General features: G+C 40.1%; 20 protein-coding genes and 1 tRNA gene. 7 read left to right on the forward strand and 14 right to left on the reverse strand.

Going from position 1 to position 17,318, the window contains the following annotated elements; genetic code table 11:
• Nucleotides 1-31: 31 nt before the first annotated feature.
• The 3 genes from ACKI4H_RS14710 to ACKI4H_RS14720 form a co-directional block, all read right to left on the reverse strand.
• Entirely contained in the window at nt 32-664 is a 633-nt protein-coding gene (locus ACKI4H_RS14710; protein WP_407307018.1) for a hypothetical protein, read from the reverse strand.
• Nucleotides 665-754: 90 nt separating this feature from the next.
• A complete protein-coding gene (gene ygaH / locus ACKI4H_RS14715) occupies nt 755-1,102 on the reverse strand; it encodes an L-valine transporter subunit YgaH (protein ID WP_407307020.1) in 348 nt (115 codons plus the stop codon).
• Nucleotides 1,092-1,847 (reverse strand): AzlC family ABC transporter permease, encoded by a 756-nt coding sequence (locus ACKI4H_RS14720; RefSeq protein ID WP_407307022.1) that lies wholly within the window; start codon nt 1,845-1,847, stop codon nt 1,092-1,094. The genes ygaH and ACKI4H_RS14720 overlap by 11 nt, the downstream gene beginning before the upstream one ends.
• A 101-nt stretch (nt 1,848-1,948) precedes the next feature.
• On the opposite strand from ACKI4H_RS14720, the gene ACKI4H_RS14725 reads away from it, so the two are divergent.
• Both ACKI4H_RS14725 and ACKI4H_RS14730 read left to right on the forward strand, forming a co-directional pair.
• The gene (locus tag ACKI4H_RS14725) at nt 1,949-2,431 is read left to right on the forward strand and encodes a hypothetical protein (protein ID WP_407307024.1); all 483 of its coding nucleotides are present in this window, start codon (nt 1,949-1,951) and stop codon (nt 2,429-2,431) included.
• 229 nt (nt 2,432-2,660) lie between these two features.
• The gene (locus ACKI4H_RS14730; RefSeq protein WP_407307026.1) at nt 2,661-2,837 is read left to right on the forward strand and encodes a hypothetical protein; all 177 of its coding nucleotides are present in this window, start codon (nt 2,661-2,663) and stop codon (nt 2,835-2,837) included.
• A 121-nt stretch (nt 2,838-2,958) separates the two neighbouring features.
• Here the strand turns inward: ACKI4H_RS14730 and ACKI4H_RS14735 are convergent, their stop codons facing one another.
• Nucleotides 2,959-3,660: a Crp/Fnr family transcriptional regulator gene (locus tag ACKI4H_RS14735; RefSeq protein ID WP_407307028.1), complete on the reverse strand. Its 702-nt coding sequence runs from the start codon at nt 3,658-3,660 to the stop codon at nt 2,959-2,961.
• 98 nt (nt 3,661-3,758) lie between these two features.
• On the opposite strand from ACKI4H_RS14735, the gene ACKI4H_RS14740 reads away from it, so the two are divergent.
• A complete protein-coding gene (locus tag ACKI4H_RS14740; protein WP_407307030.1) occupies nt 3,759-4,298 on the forward strand; it encodes a DUF962 domain-containing protein in 540 nt (179 codons plus the stop codon).
• A 61-nt stretch (nt 4,299-4,359) separates the two neighbouring features.
• On the opposite strand, the gene ychF is transcribed toward ACKI4H_RS14740, so the two are convergent.
• The 8 genes from ychF to ACKI4H_RS14780 form a co-directional block, all read right to left on the reverse strand.
• Nucleotides 4,360-5,451 (reverse strand): redox-regulated ATPase YchF, encoded by a 1,092-nt coding sequence (gene ychF, locus ACKI4H_RS14745; protein ID WP_407307032.1) that lies wholly within the window; start codon nt 5,449-5,451, stop codon nt 4,360-4,362.
• A 112-nt stretch (nt 5,452-5,563) separates the two neighbouring features.
• Nucleotides 5,564-6,223, reverse strand: a complete 660-nt coding sequence (locus tag ACKI4H_RS14750) for a methionine ABC transporter permease (protein ID WP_407307034.1) — start codon at nt 6,221-6,223, stop codon at nt 5,564-5,566.
• Entirely contained in the window at nt 6,204-7,274 is a 1,071-nt protein-coding gene (locus ACKI4H_RS14755; protein WP_407307036.1) for a methionine ABC transporter ATP-binding protein, read from the reverse strand. The genes ACKI4H_RS14750 and ACKI4H_RS14755 overlap by 20 nt, the downstream gene beginning before the upstream one ends.
• 11 nt (nt 7,275-7,285) lie before the next feature.
• On the reverse strand, nt 7,286-8,122 hold the full coding sequence (locus ACKI4H_RS14760; protein ID WP_407307039.1) for a MetQ/NlpA family ABC transporter substrate-binding protein: 837 nt from the start codon (nt 8,120-8,122) through the stop codon (nt 7,286-7,288).
• Between the two features lie 4 nt (nt 8,123-8,126).
• A complete protein-coding gene (locus tag ACKI4H_RS14765) occupies nt 8,127-8,957 on the reverse strand; it encodes a MetQ/NlpA family ABC transporter substrate-binding protein (RefSeq protein WP_407307041.1) in 831 nt (276 codons plus the stop codon).
• Between the two features lie 24 nt (nt 8,958-8,981).
• The gene (locus ACKI4H_RS14770; protein WP_407307043.1) at nt 8,982-10,406 is read right to left on the reverse strand and encodes an LLM class flavin-dependent oxidoreductase; all 1,425 of its coding nucleotides are present in this window, start codon (nt 10,404-10,406) and stop codon (nt 8,982-8,984) included.
• Nucleotides 10,406-11,629: an SfnB family sulfur acquisition oxidoreductase gene (locus tag ACKI4H_RS14775; protein ID WP_407307045.1), complete on the reverse strand. Its 1,224-nt coding sequence runs from the start codon at nt 11,627-11,629 to the stop codon at nt 10,406-10,408. Before ACKI4H_RS14775 ends, ACKI4H_RS14770 begins: the two co-directional genes overlap by 1 nt.
• A 12-nt stretch (nt 11,630-11,641) precedes the next feature.
• The gene (locus tag ACKI4H_RS14780; protein WP_407307047.1) at nt 11,642-12,844 is read right to left on the reverse strand and encodes an SfnB family sulfur acquisition oxidoreductase; all 1,203 of its coding nucleotides are present in this window, start codon (nt 12,842-12,844) and stop codon (nt 11,642-11,644) included.
• 382 nt (nt 12,845-13,226) lie between these two features.
• Between ACKI4H_RS14780 and ACKI4H_RS14785 the strand changes: the two genes are divergently transcribed.
• Together ACKI4H_RS14785 and ACKI4H_RS14790 are read left to right on the forward strand one after the other, a co-directional pair.
• Nucleotides 13,227-13,991: a glutathione S-transferase family protein gene (locus tag ACKI4H_RS14785; protein WP_407307049.1), complete on the forward strand. Its 765-nt coding sequence runs from the start codon at nt 13,227-13,229 to the stop codon at nt 13,989-13,991.
• Nucleotides 13,992-14,290: 299 nt separating this feature from the next.
• The gene (locus ACKI4H_RS14790; protein WP_407307051.1) at nt 14,291-14,761 is read left to right on the forward strand and encodes an Lrp/AsnC family transcriptional regulator; all 471 of its coding nucleotides are present in this window, start codon (nt 14,291-14,293) and stop codon (nt 14,759-14,761) included.
• A gap of 240 nt (nt 14,762-15,001) precedes the next feature.
• Here ACKI4H_RS14790 and ACKI4H_RS14795 read toward each other — a convergent pair whose 3' ends face one another.
• Both ACKI4H_RS14795 and ACKI4H_RS14800 read right to left on the reverse strand, forming a co-directional pair.
• Nucleotides 15,002-15,751, reverse strand: coding sequence for a YebC/PmpR family DNA-binding transcriptional regulator (locus ACKI4H_RS14795; RefSeq protein ID WP_407307053.1), 750 nt, complete (start codon nt 15,749-15,751; stop codon nt 15,002-15,004).
• 113 nt (nt 15,752-15,864) lie between these two features.
• Nucleotides 15,865-16,428 (reverse strand): 1-acyl-sn-glycerol-3-phosphate acyltransferase, encoded by a 564-nt coding sequence (locus ACKI4H_RS14800; RefSeq protein WP_407307055.1) that lies wholly within the window; start codon nt 16,426-16,428, stop codon nt 15,865-15,867.
• Between the two features lie 308 nt (nt 16,429-16,736).
• Here ACKI4H_RS14800 and ACKI4H_RS14805 point away from each other — a divergent pair, with 308 nt between their 5' ends.
• On the forward strand, nt 16,737-16,859 hold the full coding sequence (locus tag ACKI4H_RS14805; RefSeq protein WP_407307057.1) for a hypothetical protein: 123 nt from the start codon (nt 16,737-16,739) through the stop codon (nt 16,857-16,859).
• Nucleotides 16,860-17,239: 380 nt separating this feature from the next.
• Nucleotides 17,240-17,316 (forward strand) — tRNA-Ile (locus tag ACKI4H_RS14810).
• Nucleotides 17,317-17,318: the final 2 nt, after the last annotated feature.

The following is a 17,318-nucleotide window of genomic DNA, read 5'->3' on the forward strand; positions in this document are numbered from 1 at the left end:
TCACATAAAATAATGATATTGTCTAACAATTTTATTTATAAGTTTTAGATAATTTTACTAAGAAATTATTTTGATATTTAGATCGTATCAGCTTTAATTTCTCTATTTTCAATATTCGACGAGTATCTAAATCAAGTAGCGACAAAATTTTCAGTGTTTGATTACGTTGAAAATACAGATAGGGTAGCGCAATAGGCAGCACGAAGAACAGCGTAAACAATAGCAGCCCAGCTCCACAAAATTGGACTGTATCAATGAATACGGTAGAGAGTTGAAATTGCTCTAACGAAACGGCTGCTAGTGTGAAAAATGCAAAGAGTAAGCCGAAGCAAAAGCCAAATACTTGAAGCAAGTTCGGAAGCACATAATGGATATAGCTCCAGCGACTAAATACAATATTAAGTGGGTGCAGATGTAAAATTTGCTGAGTTTGGTTAAGCATTGCAATGATTTTATTTTTATTGTGTTGCTTAATATAAATGACACGAACCAGATCTGCAGGTTCACAATGTAATTCAATAAAATGCCCTACAAAATTTTGACTGCCCATGAAACATTCAAAACAACACCCCGGTCGATATAGAGTATGTACAATATGAAGTAATTCATCACGACGTTGATGAATAAAGATTTTTCCTTCAATCATATGTTTTGGCTCAAACATGCCGGATGATCCCTATTTTTGTTCTTATAAAAGTTTATACACTTAAATTAGCATAAACATTTGTTAATTATAAAATAAATCTTTAGTTTTTTAAAAATGAACAGGAACGTAAGTATAAATCAAACCATATATCACGGCTGCTGTTAAAGTCGCAGGCACGATTTTCTTAAACTTGAAATACAGTCCGGCTAATGTCAAAAAACCAATCAACATGGCAAAGCTTTTATCCGGTGTTTCCATCAACGGTGGAAGGGTGGCAACCACCAGCATGGAACTAATTGCGGCAATACCAATACTACCTAAGGCGATTTTAATCCAGACCGAGCCACGCTTTTGCGAGTTTTGCTGATGTTTTTGAATGATATAAAAAGGACCGAAACGTGATGCAAAATTGGCAATCCCGACGATGATGCCCACCAGAATAATTTCAAGATTCATGCGCTTCTCCAAATTCATCATCATGCTGTTTTAAAACATAGTGCTTAAATAAACCTGCCAAAATACCGGATAGAATCCCAATGAAAATTGCTGCCGACAAATTAATGAAATAGCAGGCGATGGCTGAAACAATTAAACAGACAGCGACTATTAAAGTATGTTTCTTTTCAAAGGCGGCAAGCAAGAAACTTAAGAACAGTGCAGGAAGCAGGAAATCCAGCGCGGCTTGCAAGAATTGCGGTAAGTGACTGACCTGGTCCGCAAATAAGCCCCCCAAGAATGAACCTAAGGCCCACGACATCCAGCTAAACAGACTTATGCCCAACATCCAGGACTCTGACCATTCCTGTCGACGTTGCGACAGCTTAATCATTCCTGAGGCAAAGACTTCATCGGTTAGTCCCCACGCCCAGAATGCTGTTTTTTTTAGGTTTAATTTATCTTGAATCAGGTTTTGCAGTGCAGGACCATAAAGCAGATGGCGAATGTCTAACGCAATTACGGTAAGCGCTGTCATCCAGATTGATGTACCACTACCGAGTAAAGCCACCACTAAAAATTGACTGGCACCCGCATACATGGAGCAGGATAAAAACAGGGCTTCCCAAGGGGTAAAGCCAAATTGTGTCGCAGAAACACCGAAAGCAAAAGATACAGGAAGATAGGTAAAAACAATGGCTTGACTATCTTTAGCGCCTTGCCAAAAACCAGCAGCTTGTACTGGAGGGGGTTTGTGCTCAGACACGACACACCTAAGGAAAGTTAGACAAAGAGGGTAAAATGGTGATTGAGTATTCTACCCGAATTCACTAGCATAGTGCCGAAATGTTTGTATAGGCAGCTGATATGTTAGCGTCCAAATCACGTGCAATAGTGATGATTTTTGTGCTGTGCAATATTTTTGTATTGCAGGCTTGTGGTAACTCATCTGAAGAACCGAAACAGAAAGTTGAAATTAAAGCTGCACCCAAGCTCAGTAATGATGCGACCAGCTATGCCAATGAAGCCTGGAAATTCATGAACCAAGTTGATGGGCTGGTGTATGCAAAACAGCTGGATGTGCTGGAAGAACAGGTACGTAAACCTGCCCGCAAGTTAAGTACTGATTGGCGTATTAATGTAAAAATGACTGATTCGGTGACTGAAGGTAAATATGCATTATGCCGTAAAGCGTTGACCAGTCTGGAAATATGGGCGCGTGAAACGAGAGGGCAATCGAGTTCGGTTGCACAAAAGCAGGCAGATTACGAACGCGATAAAGCACAATGTAAGGATGCAATCGATAATCCTGAACTTGGAAATACTGACCCGAAAAAGAAAGGGGTTTAAATGAAATGAAACGAGGCAAAGACCTCGTTTTTTTATCCAATTTTTTTGAATTTTATTTTACTTACTTATAGGTTAAAAGAATCAATAAGAGCTTAAAACAATAACTTGATAAGTATATAAAATTATCGCTTTATGATAATAGGTGTATATTAATTGCTATTTAATGAGTAGATATGTTAATCAAATTTTATATAAATTTAGTAAAGCCATTAAATAGGAGCATAAAAAAATGTTAAATAAAGTCTTTTTATCAATAAGTTTAGCAGTCACAGTAGGTGCTTTGAGTAGTGTAGTAGCTGCATCTGAACGAGTAGAGGCTATTCAATCTTTATCAGGAAGCGAAAATGAAGTTGCGCCATGTACAAATGGTTTTGATGACGTAAATGTTTGCCAGTTACGTTCATAATGGATCGATATAAGAATGATGAGTGAGACATTAATATAAGCCTAATAAGGCCTGAATAAGATAAATACTGCAACGGTACTGTCTCTCAATCATTCAGATATTATTTATATATATTTGTTGTTTAAAAGCTTGAAGATGAATGCGCGATTCGGTGCAATTCACCCAGATCTAAAATTTCGATTTTCCGAAAAGAAAGCCGCAAAATACTCTGCTTCTCTAAGGCTTGCAGTTCTTGGTTTATGGTTTGTCGGGAACAGGTCAGCATTTGCGCCAATTGTTCTTGAGATAAATGAATGGTGTTTGTTTCAATCATTAAATGATTGCCATAGCCATTTAATATAAAGATTAAGCGCTGCGCTAAACGTTGGGTGAGGCTTTGCGTCTGAATTGCAATCAGCTCTAAAAAAGCAAAACGTAACTTTTGGCTGGTCAATTGTGCGATGTGATACCAAAAAAGGGGATGTTTATTGAGTAGCTTTTGAATGGCTGTACTTGGAATATGCAGGATCAAACTTTTTTGAATGGCGATCGCATCGTGCGAACGAGGCTGGGTATCCACCAGTGAAATTTCACCAAACCACATAATCGGTTCCACAATTGCCGCCACTGATTCTTTACCTTCAATATCAATATAGCCTAAGCGAACCGCGCCTTCTAAAACCGCATAGATGCCATTGAATAGATCGCCTGAATGAAAAATAGCCCGTTCCTTGGCAAAATGCTGTTGCACAGCATGCTCCACAATAAATTCCTTGAACACTGAAGGCAATTTTGAAAACCAAGCATTCTGTTCTAAATGAGCAATATAAATGGGTGACAGCACTTCAATTCCTTTTTTTAATATGAGTTGTCATTTAGCCGACAACTTTGTCTTGAGTTTTTTTATATAGTGAAAGGATGAGTGTAACAAGGAAGAATAACATGACCAAATTAGAACAGCTGTTAAGCCAGTATGCAGCGTATCACCTAAATCACAAAAACATTTTGACCCATTTTGTGGGTATTCCTTTGATTGTCTTTGCTATTCTGTGTTTAACCGCAAGAGCCGCAGTGATGCTGTCAGAAATGGAGCTGACCTTAGCTTTGGTGATTATTGTCATCACCAGTATTTACTATTTTAGTCTGGATCGTATTTTTGCTTCGATTATGTTAATTATTCTGGTTGCGGCCTATCCATTGGCTTTGAAAGTTGCCCATCTGCCACTTAGCGCTTGGTTAAGCTTAAGTATTGGCATCTTTGTGCTGGGTTGGGTATTTCAGTTTGTGGGACATTTTTATGAGAAGAAAAAGCCTGCTTTTACCGATGATATTATTGGTTTAGCCATCGGACCATTATTTGTTTTGGCAGAAATGGTGTTCATGCTCGGTTTTCGTAAAGATCTGGAGCAACGCATGCTTGATCATGGGCGTGTGTTACGTGCCGAAATGGAGAGTAAGCATATCTCTGCAACATCAGACTAATTGAGTGATGACATAGTCATAAAAAAGCCCCGAATGAGTCGGGGCTTTTGGGTTTTAACGATTAAACATTAAAACGGAAGTGTAAAATGTCACCATCTTGAACGATATAGGTTTTACCTTCTAAACGCCATTTGCCTGCTTCTTTCGCACCAGCTTCGCCGTTGTATTGAATGAAGTCATCATAAGCAATACATTCAGCGCGGATAAAACCTTTTTCAAAGTCAGTATGAATCACACCAGCCGCTTGAGGTGCAGTTGCGCCAATTTTAACCGTCCAAGCACGAACTTCTTGTACACCGGCGGTGAAGTAGGTTTGTAAACCTAGAAGTGAGTAACCTGCACGGATGACCACGTTCAAACCTGGTTCTTCCATGCCCATTGCTTCAAGGAATTCAGCACGGTCTTCATCTTCAAGCAAAGAAATTTCTGCTTCAATCTGGTTGCACAGTGGAACTACAATAGCATTTTCTTCAGCCGCCAATTTTTTAACTGCATCTAAATGTGGATTGTTTTCGAAGCCGTCTTCTGCAACATTGGCAATGTACATGGTTGGTTTTAAAGTCATTAAACCAAAACCACGAACCAGTTTACGTTCGTCATCATCTAAGTCAGCTGCGCGAGCCGGTTTACCTTCATTAAGCAATGGCTGGATTTTTTCTAAAATTGCTTTGGTTGCAATCGCTTCTTTATCGCCACTTTTTGCGGATTTTGATAAACGGGTGATTGCTTTCGCAACTGCTTCAAGGTCAGCAAGTGCAAGTTCAGTATTGATGGTTGCGATGTCATCAAGCGGATCAATTTTACCATTGACGTGAATCACGTTTTCATCTTCAAAACAACGAACAACGTGTGCAATCGCATCAGTTTCACGGATGTTGGCAAGGAACTGGTTACCCAAGCCTTCACCTTTAGATGCACCTGCAACCAAACCGGCAATATCTACAAATTCCATAGATGTGGGAATCACGCGTTGCGGTTTTACAATAGCAGTCAATTTGTCTAAACGTGGATCGGGTACAGGAACGATACCGGTGTTTGGTTCAATGGTGCAGAACGGGAAGTTTTCTGCAGCAATCGCAGCTTTAGTCAATGCATTGAAAAGTGTAGATTTACCAACGTTCGGCAAGCCGACAATACCGCAATTAAAACCCATGAAATGACTCACAAAGTATTCTTTAAAAATTGTGGCTGATTTTACATGAAAGCCATCACAAAGTCAGGTCATGGCTTTCATGTTTATTGAAAACAACTGAAATGTATATTGTTTAAATTTTACGTTTATCCAGTTGGTTAGCCAAGGTGTCACCCATTGCCTGAATCAGCATGACTAAAACAATCAGTACCAAAATAACGGCCAGCATAATTTGCATATCAAAACGTTGATAACCATAACGGTAGGCAATATCGCCTAAACCGCCTGCACCAATAGCACCGGCAATGGCAGATGAATTAATCATGGTGACTAAAGTCACGGTAAAGCCTGCCACAATACCGGGTAGTGCTTCGGGAAGCAGCACATGCCAGACAATCTGTTTGCGGTTACAGCCCATGGCCTGTGCAGCTTCTATCAACCCTTGATCGACCTCGCGCAAACTGACTTCGGCTATACGTGCAAAGAAAGGTGTCGCGGCAAGGGTCAGTGGAACCACTGCTGCCCATACCCCATAACTGGTGCCAACAATGAGTCGAGTCAGTGGAATCAGCGCGACCATTAAAATCAGGAAGGGAATTGATCGGGTAATATTCACGATCCATCCCAACGACTGGTTAATGCTTTTCGAAGGATAAATGCCATGTTCCGAGGTGTTAACCAAAATCACGGCCATTGGCAAACCAATCAGCAAGGCAAAAAATGCGGAAACACCGACCATCAATAAGGTGTCGATGGTGCCCGTGATCAACAGATCAATGAGTTGGTCGTGCATAGCCCAATACCTCTATATGTGCAATTTGGTTTTTTAATTGTTGCGTGAGTTGCTGGAGATCAATCTCTAGATCAGCTACACCCACAATTAAAGTGCCAACCAAATGATTTTGGATGGTATCAATATGACTTTGATACAAATGCACCGAATGTCCAAAGCGATTTAGAATCTGCGCAAGGTCAGGTGAATGCCTGGCTTCACTGGCATATTTCAGTTTTAAAATAGTATGTGAAACTGTGTTGTCCTTTTCAGGATAAACAGCAAAAGGTAAATCCAGTTGTTCCAGATTGAGTAGCTCTTGGGTAATTGGCTGTTCAGGATTGGAAAACACAGACCAGACTTGCCCGGATTCCACGATTTCACCTTTTTCAATCACTACTACTTGATCGCAGATTTCACGGATCACCTGCATTTCATGGGTAATCAGGACAATGGTAATGCCCAGTTTTTGATTGATTTCTTTGAGCAGAGAAAGCACTACCGAAGTACTTTCTGGATCCAGTGCAGAAGTGGCTTCATCACAGAGTAAAATTTCAGGATGGCTGACCAAAGCGCGGGCAATCCCGACACGTTGCTTTTGCCCACCAGAAAGCTGTGACGGATAATGTTGCGCCTTATCGCTCAGCCCAACCAGTTCCAGTACTTCATTCACGCGTTGTTCAATGTCCGCCTTATTAAGGTTTGAAATTTTTAACGGCAGGGCAACGTTTTCCCAAACCGTTTTGGCTGACATTAAATTAAAATGCTGGAAAATCATGCCAATTTTCTGGCGCAACTGAATTAAATTCTGATGATTTAGAGTCGCTATTTCCTGTTGATGGATATGAATGCTGCCTTCATTGATCTGTTCCAATCCATTTAAGGTACGTATCAGTGATGATTTGCCCGCACCACTTTTACCAATAATGCCCAGAATCTTGCCTTGAGGAATATCCAGGTTAATATTTTTAAGTGCATGCACCTGTCGGTCTTGTACATCATAAAATTTATTCAGCTGCCGAATTTGAATATGTGGCACTGAAAAATCGATTTGTGAACCAAAACTCACCATGATTATTCTCCTTATTTCCAGCCTTCAAACCACATACCTTGCCCAAAATCTTCATTCAAAATTTCACGAACTTTGGCAGAGTTTTGGAATGCTTTTACAAAGGTGGCCAGCTTTTGCTCATGATCGGGATAGTCTTTACGCGTCACAAATAAAATGGCGTATTTTTTATTCACCGGGTCAATAATGAGTGCTGAATTGGGATCAGCAACTTTTGCCATTTTTAAATAATGGGGAAAGCCCATAATCAGATCTGCTTCGTTATAAGCATGCGCTGTTTGTGGGCCTTCAACTTCAATCAGCTTGAGTTGTTTCGGGTTGCTGGTGATGTCTTGCAGTGTGGTTAATTCATTATTGATATCTTTTACAGAGAGTAAACCTGCACGCGCCAATAGCGTCAAGCCACGTGATAAATTCACCGGATCATTGGGCACCACGACTTTGGCCTGATTGGGGATTTGATCAAGTGACTGATATTTTTTCGAATACAAACCGACATGACTGCCCGAACCTTTGCCAAAAGCATGCAGCTTATACCCTGTTTCACGCACGGCATTGGCCAGGAACACACTCTGCTGAAAAAAGTTGGCATCAATATCACCATTTTGAACCGCGACATTGGGTGCTTGCCAGTCTGAAAATTCGATCAGTTCGACATTGATGCCTTGAGCTTTAACATCGTCCGCCACACTTCTTAAAAGTTCGGCATAGGGTGGGCTAATACCAATTTTTAGGGTGCTGCTGTGTTTGTCGCTATTGATCCAGCGATAGCCTGCAAGTCCGACTACCAGCGCAATCACGACTGCTGTAATAACCCAAAGTTTGGTATTGTTTTTGACGGTATTTGACATGATCTTATTTCCAGCCCGGGAACCACAGTTTGGCGCCAAAGTCTTGGTCCAAAGCCTGTTTCACTTTTGTAGAGTTCTGATAGATCTCGACAAATTTTTTCAGCTTGTCATTTTTATCTTGGTAGTCATCACGCACGGCAAATAAAATGGCATAACGTGTGTCAGCGTTAGAATCAAATAATAAGGCTTGTTCAGGATCGGCTGTTTTAGCCAGACGTAAGTAGTGCGGGTAGCCAAAAGCCAGCTCAGCATCGTCAATAGCACGTGCCGTTTGTGGGCCTTCCACTTCGACAAACTGCAAATTTTTAGGGTTGGCTGCAATGTCTTTTAGGCTAGATAAATGATTTTCTGGGTCTTTAAGGGCGATCAGTTTTGCCTGTTGCAAAAGTAGCAGTGCACGCCCCTGATTCACTGGATCATTGGGAACGACCACTTTGGCATTATCTTTTAACTCATCAAAGCTTTTGATTTTCTTTGAATACAAACCGACATGCGTGGCAGCTCCTTTGGCGAATGCCTTGATTTTAAAGTCGGTTTCTTTTTTCGCATTATCCAGAAAAGGCTGGTGCTGAAAAAAGTTGGCATCAATATCGCCATGGTTTAGGGTAATATTAGGCGTGTTCCAGTCGGAAAATTCCACCAGTTTGACATTTACACCTTGTTGCTTGGCCTCATCAGCTGCCACCTGTAAAGGTTTGGCAAATGAAGGGCTGATGCCAATCACCAGTTCATCCGGAGCAGTTTTTTTTTGTTGATTCCAGACCACCAGTCCAATAATGACTGCGGCAATAATCACCACAATAAGGGTGAATTTGGTTTTAGCTGTTTGTGCCATGATGCACCTCAAAATTTATATTTATTAAGCTGAGTGTTTTTGAATATTGATTTGATCTGAATTTTCATCCGAACTTTGACATCGAAATTGCTGTACCGGATGTGAGATAGAGAGCCGGTCGCCTTGCTGAAACAGCTTATGCCTTAAACTGCCGTGCTCATATGCTGTTTTATAACGGCCACGTTGCTGTAATTCAGGAATCACCAGTCGAATAAAATCATGGTGCGATTCAGGCGCAACAGTACGGGTCAGGTTAAAACCATCGATTCCTGTTGCATCCAGCAACTGAATCAACTTTTCAGCGACAGTCGCACCGCTGCCGACAATCAGGGGATAACGGCCACCGAGGACATGCTGGGCTTTTAAGTCATTTTTAGTGACTTTCTGTTCTTTAAACTTGTTGTTGACCGAAGCAATACTGTTGGTTTTCTGATAGGGAATTGCTTCATCATCGGCAAATTTAGACAGATCAATCCCGACTGAACTGGAGAAGTGGGCAAGACCTGCTTCAGGACTGGCATAAGCAATATATTCATCCAGTTTTTGTTGCGCCAGTTCATCAGTTTCAGCCGTGACGACAGTAATGCCAACAAAGATTTTAATCGCTTCTGGATCGCGTCCTTGATTGGTGGCTTGCTGACGAATTTGATCGACCTGTTTTTTGATTTTTTCAGCTTGCTCACCCCCAATAAATATGCCTTCTGCGTGTTGAGTCGCAAAAGCTAAACCACGCGGGGATGCACCCGCCTGAAATAAAACTGGAGTGCGTTGAATAGACGGAGCAACTTGAAATACACCCTGACTTTGATAAAATTGACCTTGATGTTGAACCGCATGAACTTTAGATGGATCGGTGAAAATACGATTCTGTTTGTCTTTTAAGACTGCATCGTTTTCCCAAGAGCCTTCCCAGAATTTATAGCAAAGCTGTAAAAATTCTTCGGCTTGTTCATAACGCAGATCATGGTCTTTCAAACCTTTTTCGCCAATCAGACGTTGCGCACTGTCTAAGTAACCGGTGACAATATTCCAGCCAATCCGACCTTGGGTCAGGTGATCCAGACTGCCGAAGCGACGTGCAAACTGATAAGGCGATTCATAGCTTAAATTGACGGTAATACCAAAACCAAGATTCTGTGTGACTGCTGCCATAGCCGAAACCAGAGTGGTTGGATCATGGCTCGGCAATTGAATTGACTCTTTTAAAGTCAGGTCAATGTCATTTTGATAGACATCATAAACACCGGTAATGTCGGCAATGAACAAGCCCTCAAACAAGCCTTGTTCTAAAGTCTGAGCCAAGTCAGTCCAGTAGCTGAGTTCATTAAAGCGATGCGACTGATCACGCGGATGCGTCCATAAACCATGGTTGATATGCCCGACACAGTTCATGTCAAAAGCATTGAGCAGGATTTTCTTTGCTGTATTTTGAGTTGAGTTTATTGTCATTACAATGTCCCCCGACGTGGCGGCAATACACCGTTTAATGCATGATTGGCAATGAAATAGTATTTCCAGCGAGAGGCATCATGCAGGGTATGTACTCGGACATTGCGCCAGAAACGGTCCAAACCATCTTCACGTTGGCTACCACGGCTTCCTGCCAGTTCAATTAGTTTTGATGAAGCTTTTAATGCTGTTTCAGTACTGTGAGCACGAACCTTTGCGACATCAATTGAAGCTTTAGCAATATTTTCAGCAGTCGGTTGTGGCTTGGCAACATCAATAGAACGCGCGGCTTGTTTGAGTAAAACTTCAGATGCACGGACATCGGCAATAATGCGACCCAGTTCAAACAGGGTAAGCGGATCATCCGTGGCTTTGTCGACACCTGAATCAATCCATGGCCGCGCTTGCCGCACACGAATCAGGGTTTCTTCAAATGCAGCACGTGCAATACCGGTTTCAATCGAGGCATGCATGATTTGTGCAAAAGGTCCTGAAATCGTCGGTTGTAAATACGCAGTATCGAATGGAATAACATCGTCGGCTTCCACAAAAACATTATTGAACTTAACGGTGCCGCTGCCGGTGGTACGTTGTCCAAAACCAGACCAGTCATCCACGAATTCCAGGCCTTCACTTTGACGCGGAATAAAAGCCAGGAATTCACGGCCATGTTCATTTTTGACCAAGGTCGGAATACGATGGGCAAATAAACTGCCGGTACAATAGAATTTTTCACCATTCACGACAAACCCGCCATCGACTGGACTGATTGCAGTTTGCTTTTGTGCAGCAGTCTTGGTTTTAAATTCTGCCAATGCATTACCAAAACGTGCACCTTTTAAAACCTCGGCATACAGTTTTTGTTTTTGTTGTTCTGTACCCGTATTGCGTAAAATTTCCAGGCCATAAAAATGATTTTGCGGGATTTGCCCAATTGAACCATCGACGCCACTCATGAGCGCAATGACTTGAGCGACTGTATAGCTTGAGACTTCTGCGCCACCATACTGTTTCGGTACAGTCATGGCCCATAACCCGGATTGGCTGTACGCCTCAATTTCTTCAAAGGGCAGAAGACGTTCGGCATCACGTTGTACAGCATGATATTTAAACTGTTCTGCTAACGCGCGCGCGATTTCCAATGCTTCAGCATCAGACTGAATAATATGTGCATGTGCCAATTGTTGCGCTTGTGACTGGCTAAGTTCTTGATATGAGGTCATATTTATTACTCCTTAAATCCAGGCGTGACGGGCAGGAAGTTTATGATTCAGGTAATAGTCACCTAAAGCATGGAGTTTCCAACGCACTGGGTCATGTAAGGTATGCACACGGGCATTGCGCCAGTGTTGATCGAGGTTATGCTGACTGAGACTAGAACGGCTACCACCCAGTTCCAGTAACTTTTCAGAAATGTGCAAGGCAGCATCATTGGCATAGATTTTTGCTTCAGCGACTAAAATTGACGCTTTTGCTGCTTGTTCCTCGGTTACGGCATTAAGTTGATCGAGTTCGTCTAAATATTCCGCTGCTTCATCCAGTAACAATATGGCAGCATCGAGTAATACATTCGACTTGCCGACTTCTTGCAGGGTGTAATGTTCAAGGCTGGCTTTTTCGACATTGGCATCCACAATCGGACGGGCTTTTTGTACCGCACTGAGCGTGTCGGAAAATGCAGCTTCTGCAATGCCGACATCAATTGCGACCTGCATCAGCTGTGAGAAAGCACCCCGATAGTTTGGTGCATTGCCGAGTAAGCGTTCATCAAAAATTAAAAATGGATCGACTTCAACATGATTGAGTTTAACTGTGCCGCTAGAGGTGGTACGCTGACCAAAACCATTCCAGTTGTCTACCACTTCAACGCCAGTCGCTTGATGGTTAACCACCACCAAAACCACATGACCTTCAGGGTGAATGGCTTTAATTGCGAGCCAGTGTGCGAAACTGCTACCGGTAGAATAGAACTTTTCACCATCTACAAAATAATGACCATCTTCAACCGTTAATAGTGTATGTAACGTTTTGGTGTCTTTGGTATGACGTTCTGGACCGCCATTGGCCAAGCGTTTGCCCTGTAAAATTTCATTAAAAATAAAAGTCTTTTGTGGTTCTGTACCCATGATGTTAATCATGTTGAGCAGGGCAATCTGGTTTTGTGGAATTTGTCCTACACTGGAATCGGCTTTATTTATAATGCGAAAAACATGCGCCAACGTTTTATTGGACACAAATGCTCCGCCAAACTTTTTCGGGATGCGAATTCCCCCTAAACCTTTTTGGCTGAATAAATCAATTTCAGCAAAAGGCAATTGGCGTTTTTGATCGCGTTCATTACGACCTTCCAAAGCAAAATCTGCAACTTGGTATGCTGCATTAATCGCATCCTGGTCATTTTTAACCACATGAACACTGTCAGAAATTAAATGAGACATAACGACACCTTTAATAGATATCGAAACGCTACAAGTAATTGGGTTTGAAATTAAGCAATTGCTTTTGCAAAGCTTATGAAAAAAGGTCTTTATGATAAAAAGTGTGGATTTTTGAAAGAAAATGAATAAGTTAAGTGTTTAAAAATAAACATGATTTGATTTTATGGGGGTATATATTTTGGCTTTAATTTATTGGCTTATCTGTTTTAAAGATAATCAAGACAAAAATATATATAAAAATAAATCATGGGAAGTGAACACTGTACTCAGGTTTTTTGAATAAAAAGTGCATTGTATTTCGAGGGCAGGGTGACTAAAGTATCCGACTAAGGTCGTTGGTTATCTTTATAGCCAGAACTAAAAAAATAACTGCGGAGATTTTATGCGAACTTTATACCAGTTTCCTTTATCTCATTTTTGTGAGAAAGCTCGCTGGTTGCTCGATCATAAAGAGTTGGATTATGTGGCCCATAATCTGATTCCAGGTCTACATCGCGCATTTGCACAATTAAAAACTGGGCAAAATCGTTTACCCATTTTACGTGATCAAGACCGCTGGATTGCCGATTCGACTGAAATTGCATTGTATTTAGATGACGTCTATCCGGAACATTCTTTGCTACGAGCTGATTTACAACAGCGTGAACTGGCTTTAGAAATTAATTATCAAGCCACAGAGTTGGGAATGCATGTGCGTCGCTGGGGCTTGGCACATACATTATCCCAAAGTGAAGAATCACTTGATATTTTAATTGGTGAAAAAGGCTATTTACGCCAATTTGAAAAATATTCAAAACCAATTATCAAAGCATTGCTCTCAAGAGGCTACCAACTGAATGCTGATAAAGTGGCTGAGTCTAAACAACGAATGGATGCTTTAATCGAACTTCTGAATCAGCGCTTAATTGAAAATCATGGTCGCTATTTTGTCGGTGAGCGTTTAGGTTTTGCCGATATTGCTGTCTGTTCTATGCTCGCTCCACTTTTAGAAATTTCCGGTACGCCATGGGAAAAAGAGCATGGTGAAGTGTGGTCTGAAGAATTTAAAAAATATAAAGAGACTTTAACTGAATTGCCGATCGGTCAATATGTGCGGCGTATTTATCAAACGGAACGCAATGCCCGCGTGGACTGGCGTGGTATTTAAAGGTGAAATTATAAAAAATACGCACGATATAGGGTATAGGGTCAGCGCAATATTGAACTTAGTTCTAAATTTAATGATTTAAAAATAAGGATTTAATAAAAGTTGTCATAAGTCATTTTTATAATTAAATGACTTATGACAATCTAACTCAGCATGAATCAAAAAAATCCTTATGAATTGAACATGCTTTCAAGAAATATTTTCACATTATTAAAACTTTATGGGAATAAATAATTATTGTATAACAGGGATAGCATAATATTTTGCGAATTGACTGATTGCGGATAAAGAGTATAAAAATGGAACTGGATCGTTTTGATAAACAACTTCTGGAAATTTTGAATCAGGAAGATGTCAATTTAAATGAACTTTCGGAACGGATTAATCTTTCAGTGAGTTCTGTGCATCGACGGATCAAGCATTTGATTGAAGCCAATATCATGACCCATTTAAAGCGTGATATTAACTATGCCAAGTTGGGTTTTAGCCTGCATGTTTTATTGCAAGTGTCTTTAAATAAACATGACACCGATACTTTTGCAAAATTTTTGGAGGAATTAGAAGGTATTCCAGAAGTCATTAATGCCTTTTTAGTGACCGGCCAATCTGCCGATTTTATTGTCGAAGTGGTCGCAAAAGATATGGAAAATTATAGTGAAATTCTTTTAAAACGCATTGGTAAAATTGAGCATGTCGTGGCACTTCATTCGAGTTTTGTCATTAAAGAATATAATGTGCTGAACTGTAGTGGATTACTTAATAAAGTTTAATTAACTGCTCAGATAACGGCAAAGCTCTTGGCCCAAAAACTTCTATTTATTTTAAGGAAGAGTGAAAATTTCAAGCTTGGTTGAAAAGAATATTGACTGCGTTGATTATTTTTATGGGTTTCATGATTTTAATCTTACGTCCACATGTTGATTTTACATACTTTAATTGGTGGGCAGCTATAAAAAAACGCACTAAATAGTGCGTTTTTTTATAGCAGATGAAAAAACAGGTCAATTCAGTTAAGCATCCAACTGTTCTAAAACTTCATCTGAAAACTCTACGTTGGTGTAAACGTTTTGAACATCATCAAGATCTTCAAACATATCAATCATTTTCAAAATCATTTTGGCTTGATCAATATCGGTGATTTCTGCTTTAGTGGATGGACTCATCACAACTTCAGCATTGTCAGACTTTAATCCAGCAGCAGATAAAGCATCCTGTACATCACCGAAGCTTTCAGGCGTGGTAATAACCAAGATTTCATCTTCATCCACTTCAATATCTTCAGCGCCAGCTTCTAAAGCCACGTCCATGATTTTATCTTCTAGAGAAACATCTTCAAAAGTAATTTCACCGCGTTTGGTAAAGAGATAAGCCACTGAACCAGCTGTACCTAAGTTACCGTTGGTTTTAGAGAAGCAATGACGCACGTCAGGTACGGTACGGTTTAAATTGTCTGTCATTGTTTCGACCAGAACCGCTACGCCACCAACTCCATAACCTTCATAAGTGATTTCTTTTAAATCATCGTTATCTTCACCACCCGCACCACGTTGAATAGCACGGTTAATTACATCACGTGTCATATTTACAGACAGTGCTTTTTCGACAACAGCACGTAGACGCGGATTGCTTCCCACATCTGGGCCACCGAGTTTTGCAGCAGTAGTTAATTCACGAATGTATTTGGTAAAAACTTTACCACGGCTCGCATCTTGTTTTGCTTTGCGATGCTTAATATTGGCCCACTTGGAATGACCCGCCATGCGAAATATGCTCCTTGTAGATTGGCTTTATGCCTAATCGAATGTGTTAAATTCTACCATAAGCTCTTTTTTTTTAGAAAGGGCTGGCTTGGGGGTTTTTATACAAATAGCAGTTAGTTTTTAGGTTCCGGTATCACAATATCCAAACCGACCTTATCTTTATAGAGTTGTTTAAGCAAAGCCAAGTCATGATTGATTTCAGTCGGGTATATTTTCCCTAAAATGCCACCTTGTTTGGTATTAGAATTGGCATACATTAAAACGATAGGAACACCCGCTGCTTTGGCAATATGCCAAAATCCGGTACGAATGGGTCTTCTTATTTCACCTGTTTTTGCACGGGTAGCTTCAGGTGCAATCACAAGATTGAATTTTTCATTTTGCTGAAAATGTTCGACCATAACAGACACGATATCTTGATTAGCCTTCCGATCGACTGCAATTCCACCCATAGCTTCTAATAAGGGTTTTATTGGTCCCTTAAATAATTCTTTTTTAATCAGGATGTGAATTTTCATATCAAAAATTTGGAACAGGGCAAGAGAGAGAACTGCATCCATCATTGATGTATGTTCAAAGCCAACAATGACTTGTTTATTCTCAAGTACATCGGGTTCGACATGATAGTTCCAGCCCGCAAGTTTAAATGCAGATTCACCAATAAATTTTTTTAACATAGGAGGAAATTAGACAATTCGAAAGTGAGCTAATTTCTGCCTGTTCTTATTTATAGTCAAGAGGTGATGTGTTTAAAATGAACAAATAAGTAAATATGTATACAGCTGGGGAAATGGCGCTATTAATTGTTTTTATATATAAATTGGGATAATAAATAGTTTAAATGTATTGTTTAATATTAATTAAGACTTAATAATGGCTTAAAAGGGCTATTCAGATCAAAAAATACCTATTAGACTTTTGTCGAAGATAAAAGCTTTTGAACATGTTGTTCAACTTCGCTTCTGTTTAATAAGGATTGAAAAGAATGATGTATTTTTCGACTTTTCTATTGGCATTTGGATTGTTGATGTTGGTTATTGTATGGTCTTTGATCGAAATCCGCTTGGAATCTCGTAAAAAACGTAGTTTTGGCTCTGAAGTAAGCTAGAAATTAAACGTTTTAAAAACTTAATTGCTCGGTTAAATTTTTAAATGATGATTTGAAAATAATAGTTAAATGATTAATTAAGACCTTATACGTATAATTAAGTCATCATTCCTTCATTGTGGAATGTTTAGTATTAAAGTTTCTTCAGCTTGATGAAATGTCGTTCTATTGAATAAAAGTATTTCTAAAATATAAAAATGATCTATTTTTAATTTTAGCGATGAATTAAGAATTTATAAAAATACAGCTAAGCAAATAAGCGATAAACGTAATTGTTGTGTTAGTGTGCAAGTGCGAGCAAAAATGCTTGTTTTTTGAAAAAATCTTCGTTAGTATTGCCTCGCTTGAACTTGTTGATATATAACAAATTCAGTTTATAAGGGCCTATAGCTCAGTTGGTTAGAGCAGCGGACTCATAATCCGTTGGTCGACAGTTCAAGTCTGTCTGGGCCCACCAAA

The sequence above is a fragment of the Acinetobacter sp. genome, assembly GCF_045628685.1.
Classification (GTDB): domain Bacteria; phylum Pseudomonadota; class Gammaproteobacteria; order Pseudomonadales; family Moraxellaceae; genus Acinetobacter.

Bases quoted from the DNA above. Each gene is read 5' to 3' on its own strand.
- ACKI4H_RS14710 (WP_407307018.1), bottom strand. From the start codon at position 664: ATGTTTGAGCCAAAACATATGATTGAAGGAAAAATCTTTATTCATCAA.
- ygaH (WP_407307020.1), bottom strand. From the start codon at position 1,102: ATGAATCTTGAAATTATTCTGGTGGGCATCATCGTCGGGATTGCCAAT.
- ACKI4H_RS14725 (WP_407307024.1), top strand. From the start codon at position 1,949: ATGTTAGCGTCCAAATCACGTGCAATAGTGATGATTTTTGTGCTGTGC.
- ACKI4H_RS14730 (WP_407307026.1), top strand. From the start codon at position 2,661: ATGTTAAATAAAGTCTTTTTATCAATAAGTTTAGCAGTCACAGTAGGT.
- ACKI4H_RS14740 (WP_407307030.1), top strand. From the start codon at position 3,759: ATGACCAAATTAGAACAGCTGTTAAGCCAGTATGCAGCGTATCACCTA.
- ychF (WP_407307032.1), bottom strand. From the start codon at position 5,451: ATGGGTTTTAATTGCGGTATTGTCGGCTTGCCGAACGTTGGTAAATCT.
- ACKI4H_RS14750 (WP_407307034.1), bottom strand. From the start codon at position 6,223: ATGCACGACCAACTCATTGATCTGTTGATCACGGGCACCATCGACACC.
- ACKI4H_RS14755 (WP_407307036.1), bottom strand. From the start codon at position 7,274: ATGGTGAGTTTTGGTTCACAAATCGATTTTTCAGTGCCACATATTCAA.
- ACKI4H_RS14760 (WP_407307039.1), bottom strand. From the start codon at position 8,122: ATGTCAAATACCGTCAAAAACAATACCAAACTTTGGGTTATTACAGCA.
- ACKI4H_RS14765 (WP_407307041.1), bottom strand. From the start codon at position 8,957: ATGGCACAAACAGCTAAAACCAAATTCACCCTTATTGTGGTGATTATT.
- ACKI4H_RS14770 (WP_407307043.1), bottom strand. From the start codon at position 10,406: ATGACAATAAACTCAACTCAAAATACAGCAAAGAAAATCCTGCTCAAT.
- ACKI4H_RS14775 (WP_407307045.1), bottom strand. From the start codon at position 11,629: ATGACCTCATATCAAGAACTTAGCCAGTCACAAGCGCAACAATTGGCA.
- ACKI4H_RS14780 (WP_407307047.1), bottom strand. From the start codon at position 12,844: ATGTCTCATTTAATTTCTGACAGTGTTCATGTGGTTAAAAATGACCAG.
- ACKI4H_RS14785 (WP_407307049.1), top strand. From the start codon at position 13,227: ATGCGAACTTTATACCAGTTTCCTTTATCTCATTTTTGTGAGAAAGCT.
- ACKI4H_RS14790 (WP_407307051.1), top strand. From the start codon at position 14,291: ATGGAACTGGATCGTTTTGATAAACAACTTCTGGAAATTTTGAATCAG.
- ACKI4H_RS14795 (WP_407307053.1), bottom strand. From the start codon at position 15,751: ATGGCGGGTCATTCCAAGTGGGCCAATATTAAGCATCGCAAAGCAAAA.
- ACKI4H_RS14800 (WP_407307055.1), bottom strand. From the start codon at position 16,428: ATGTTAAAAAAATTTATTGGTGAATCTGCATTTAAACTTGCGGGCTGG.
- ACKI4H_RS14805 (WP_407307057.1), top strand. From the start codon at position 16,737: ATGATGTATTTTTCGACTTTTCTATTGGCATTTGGATTGTTGATGTTG.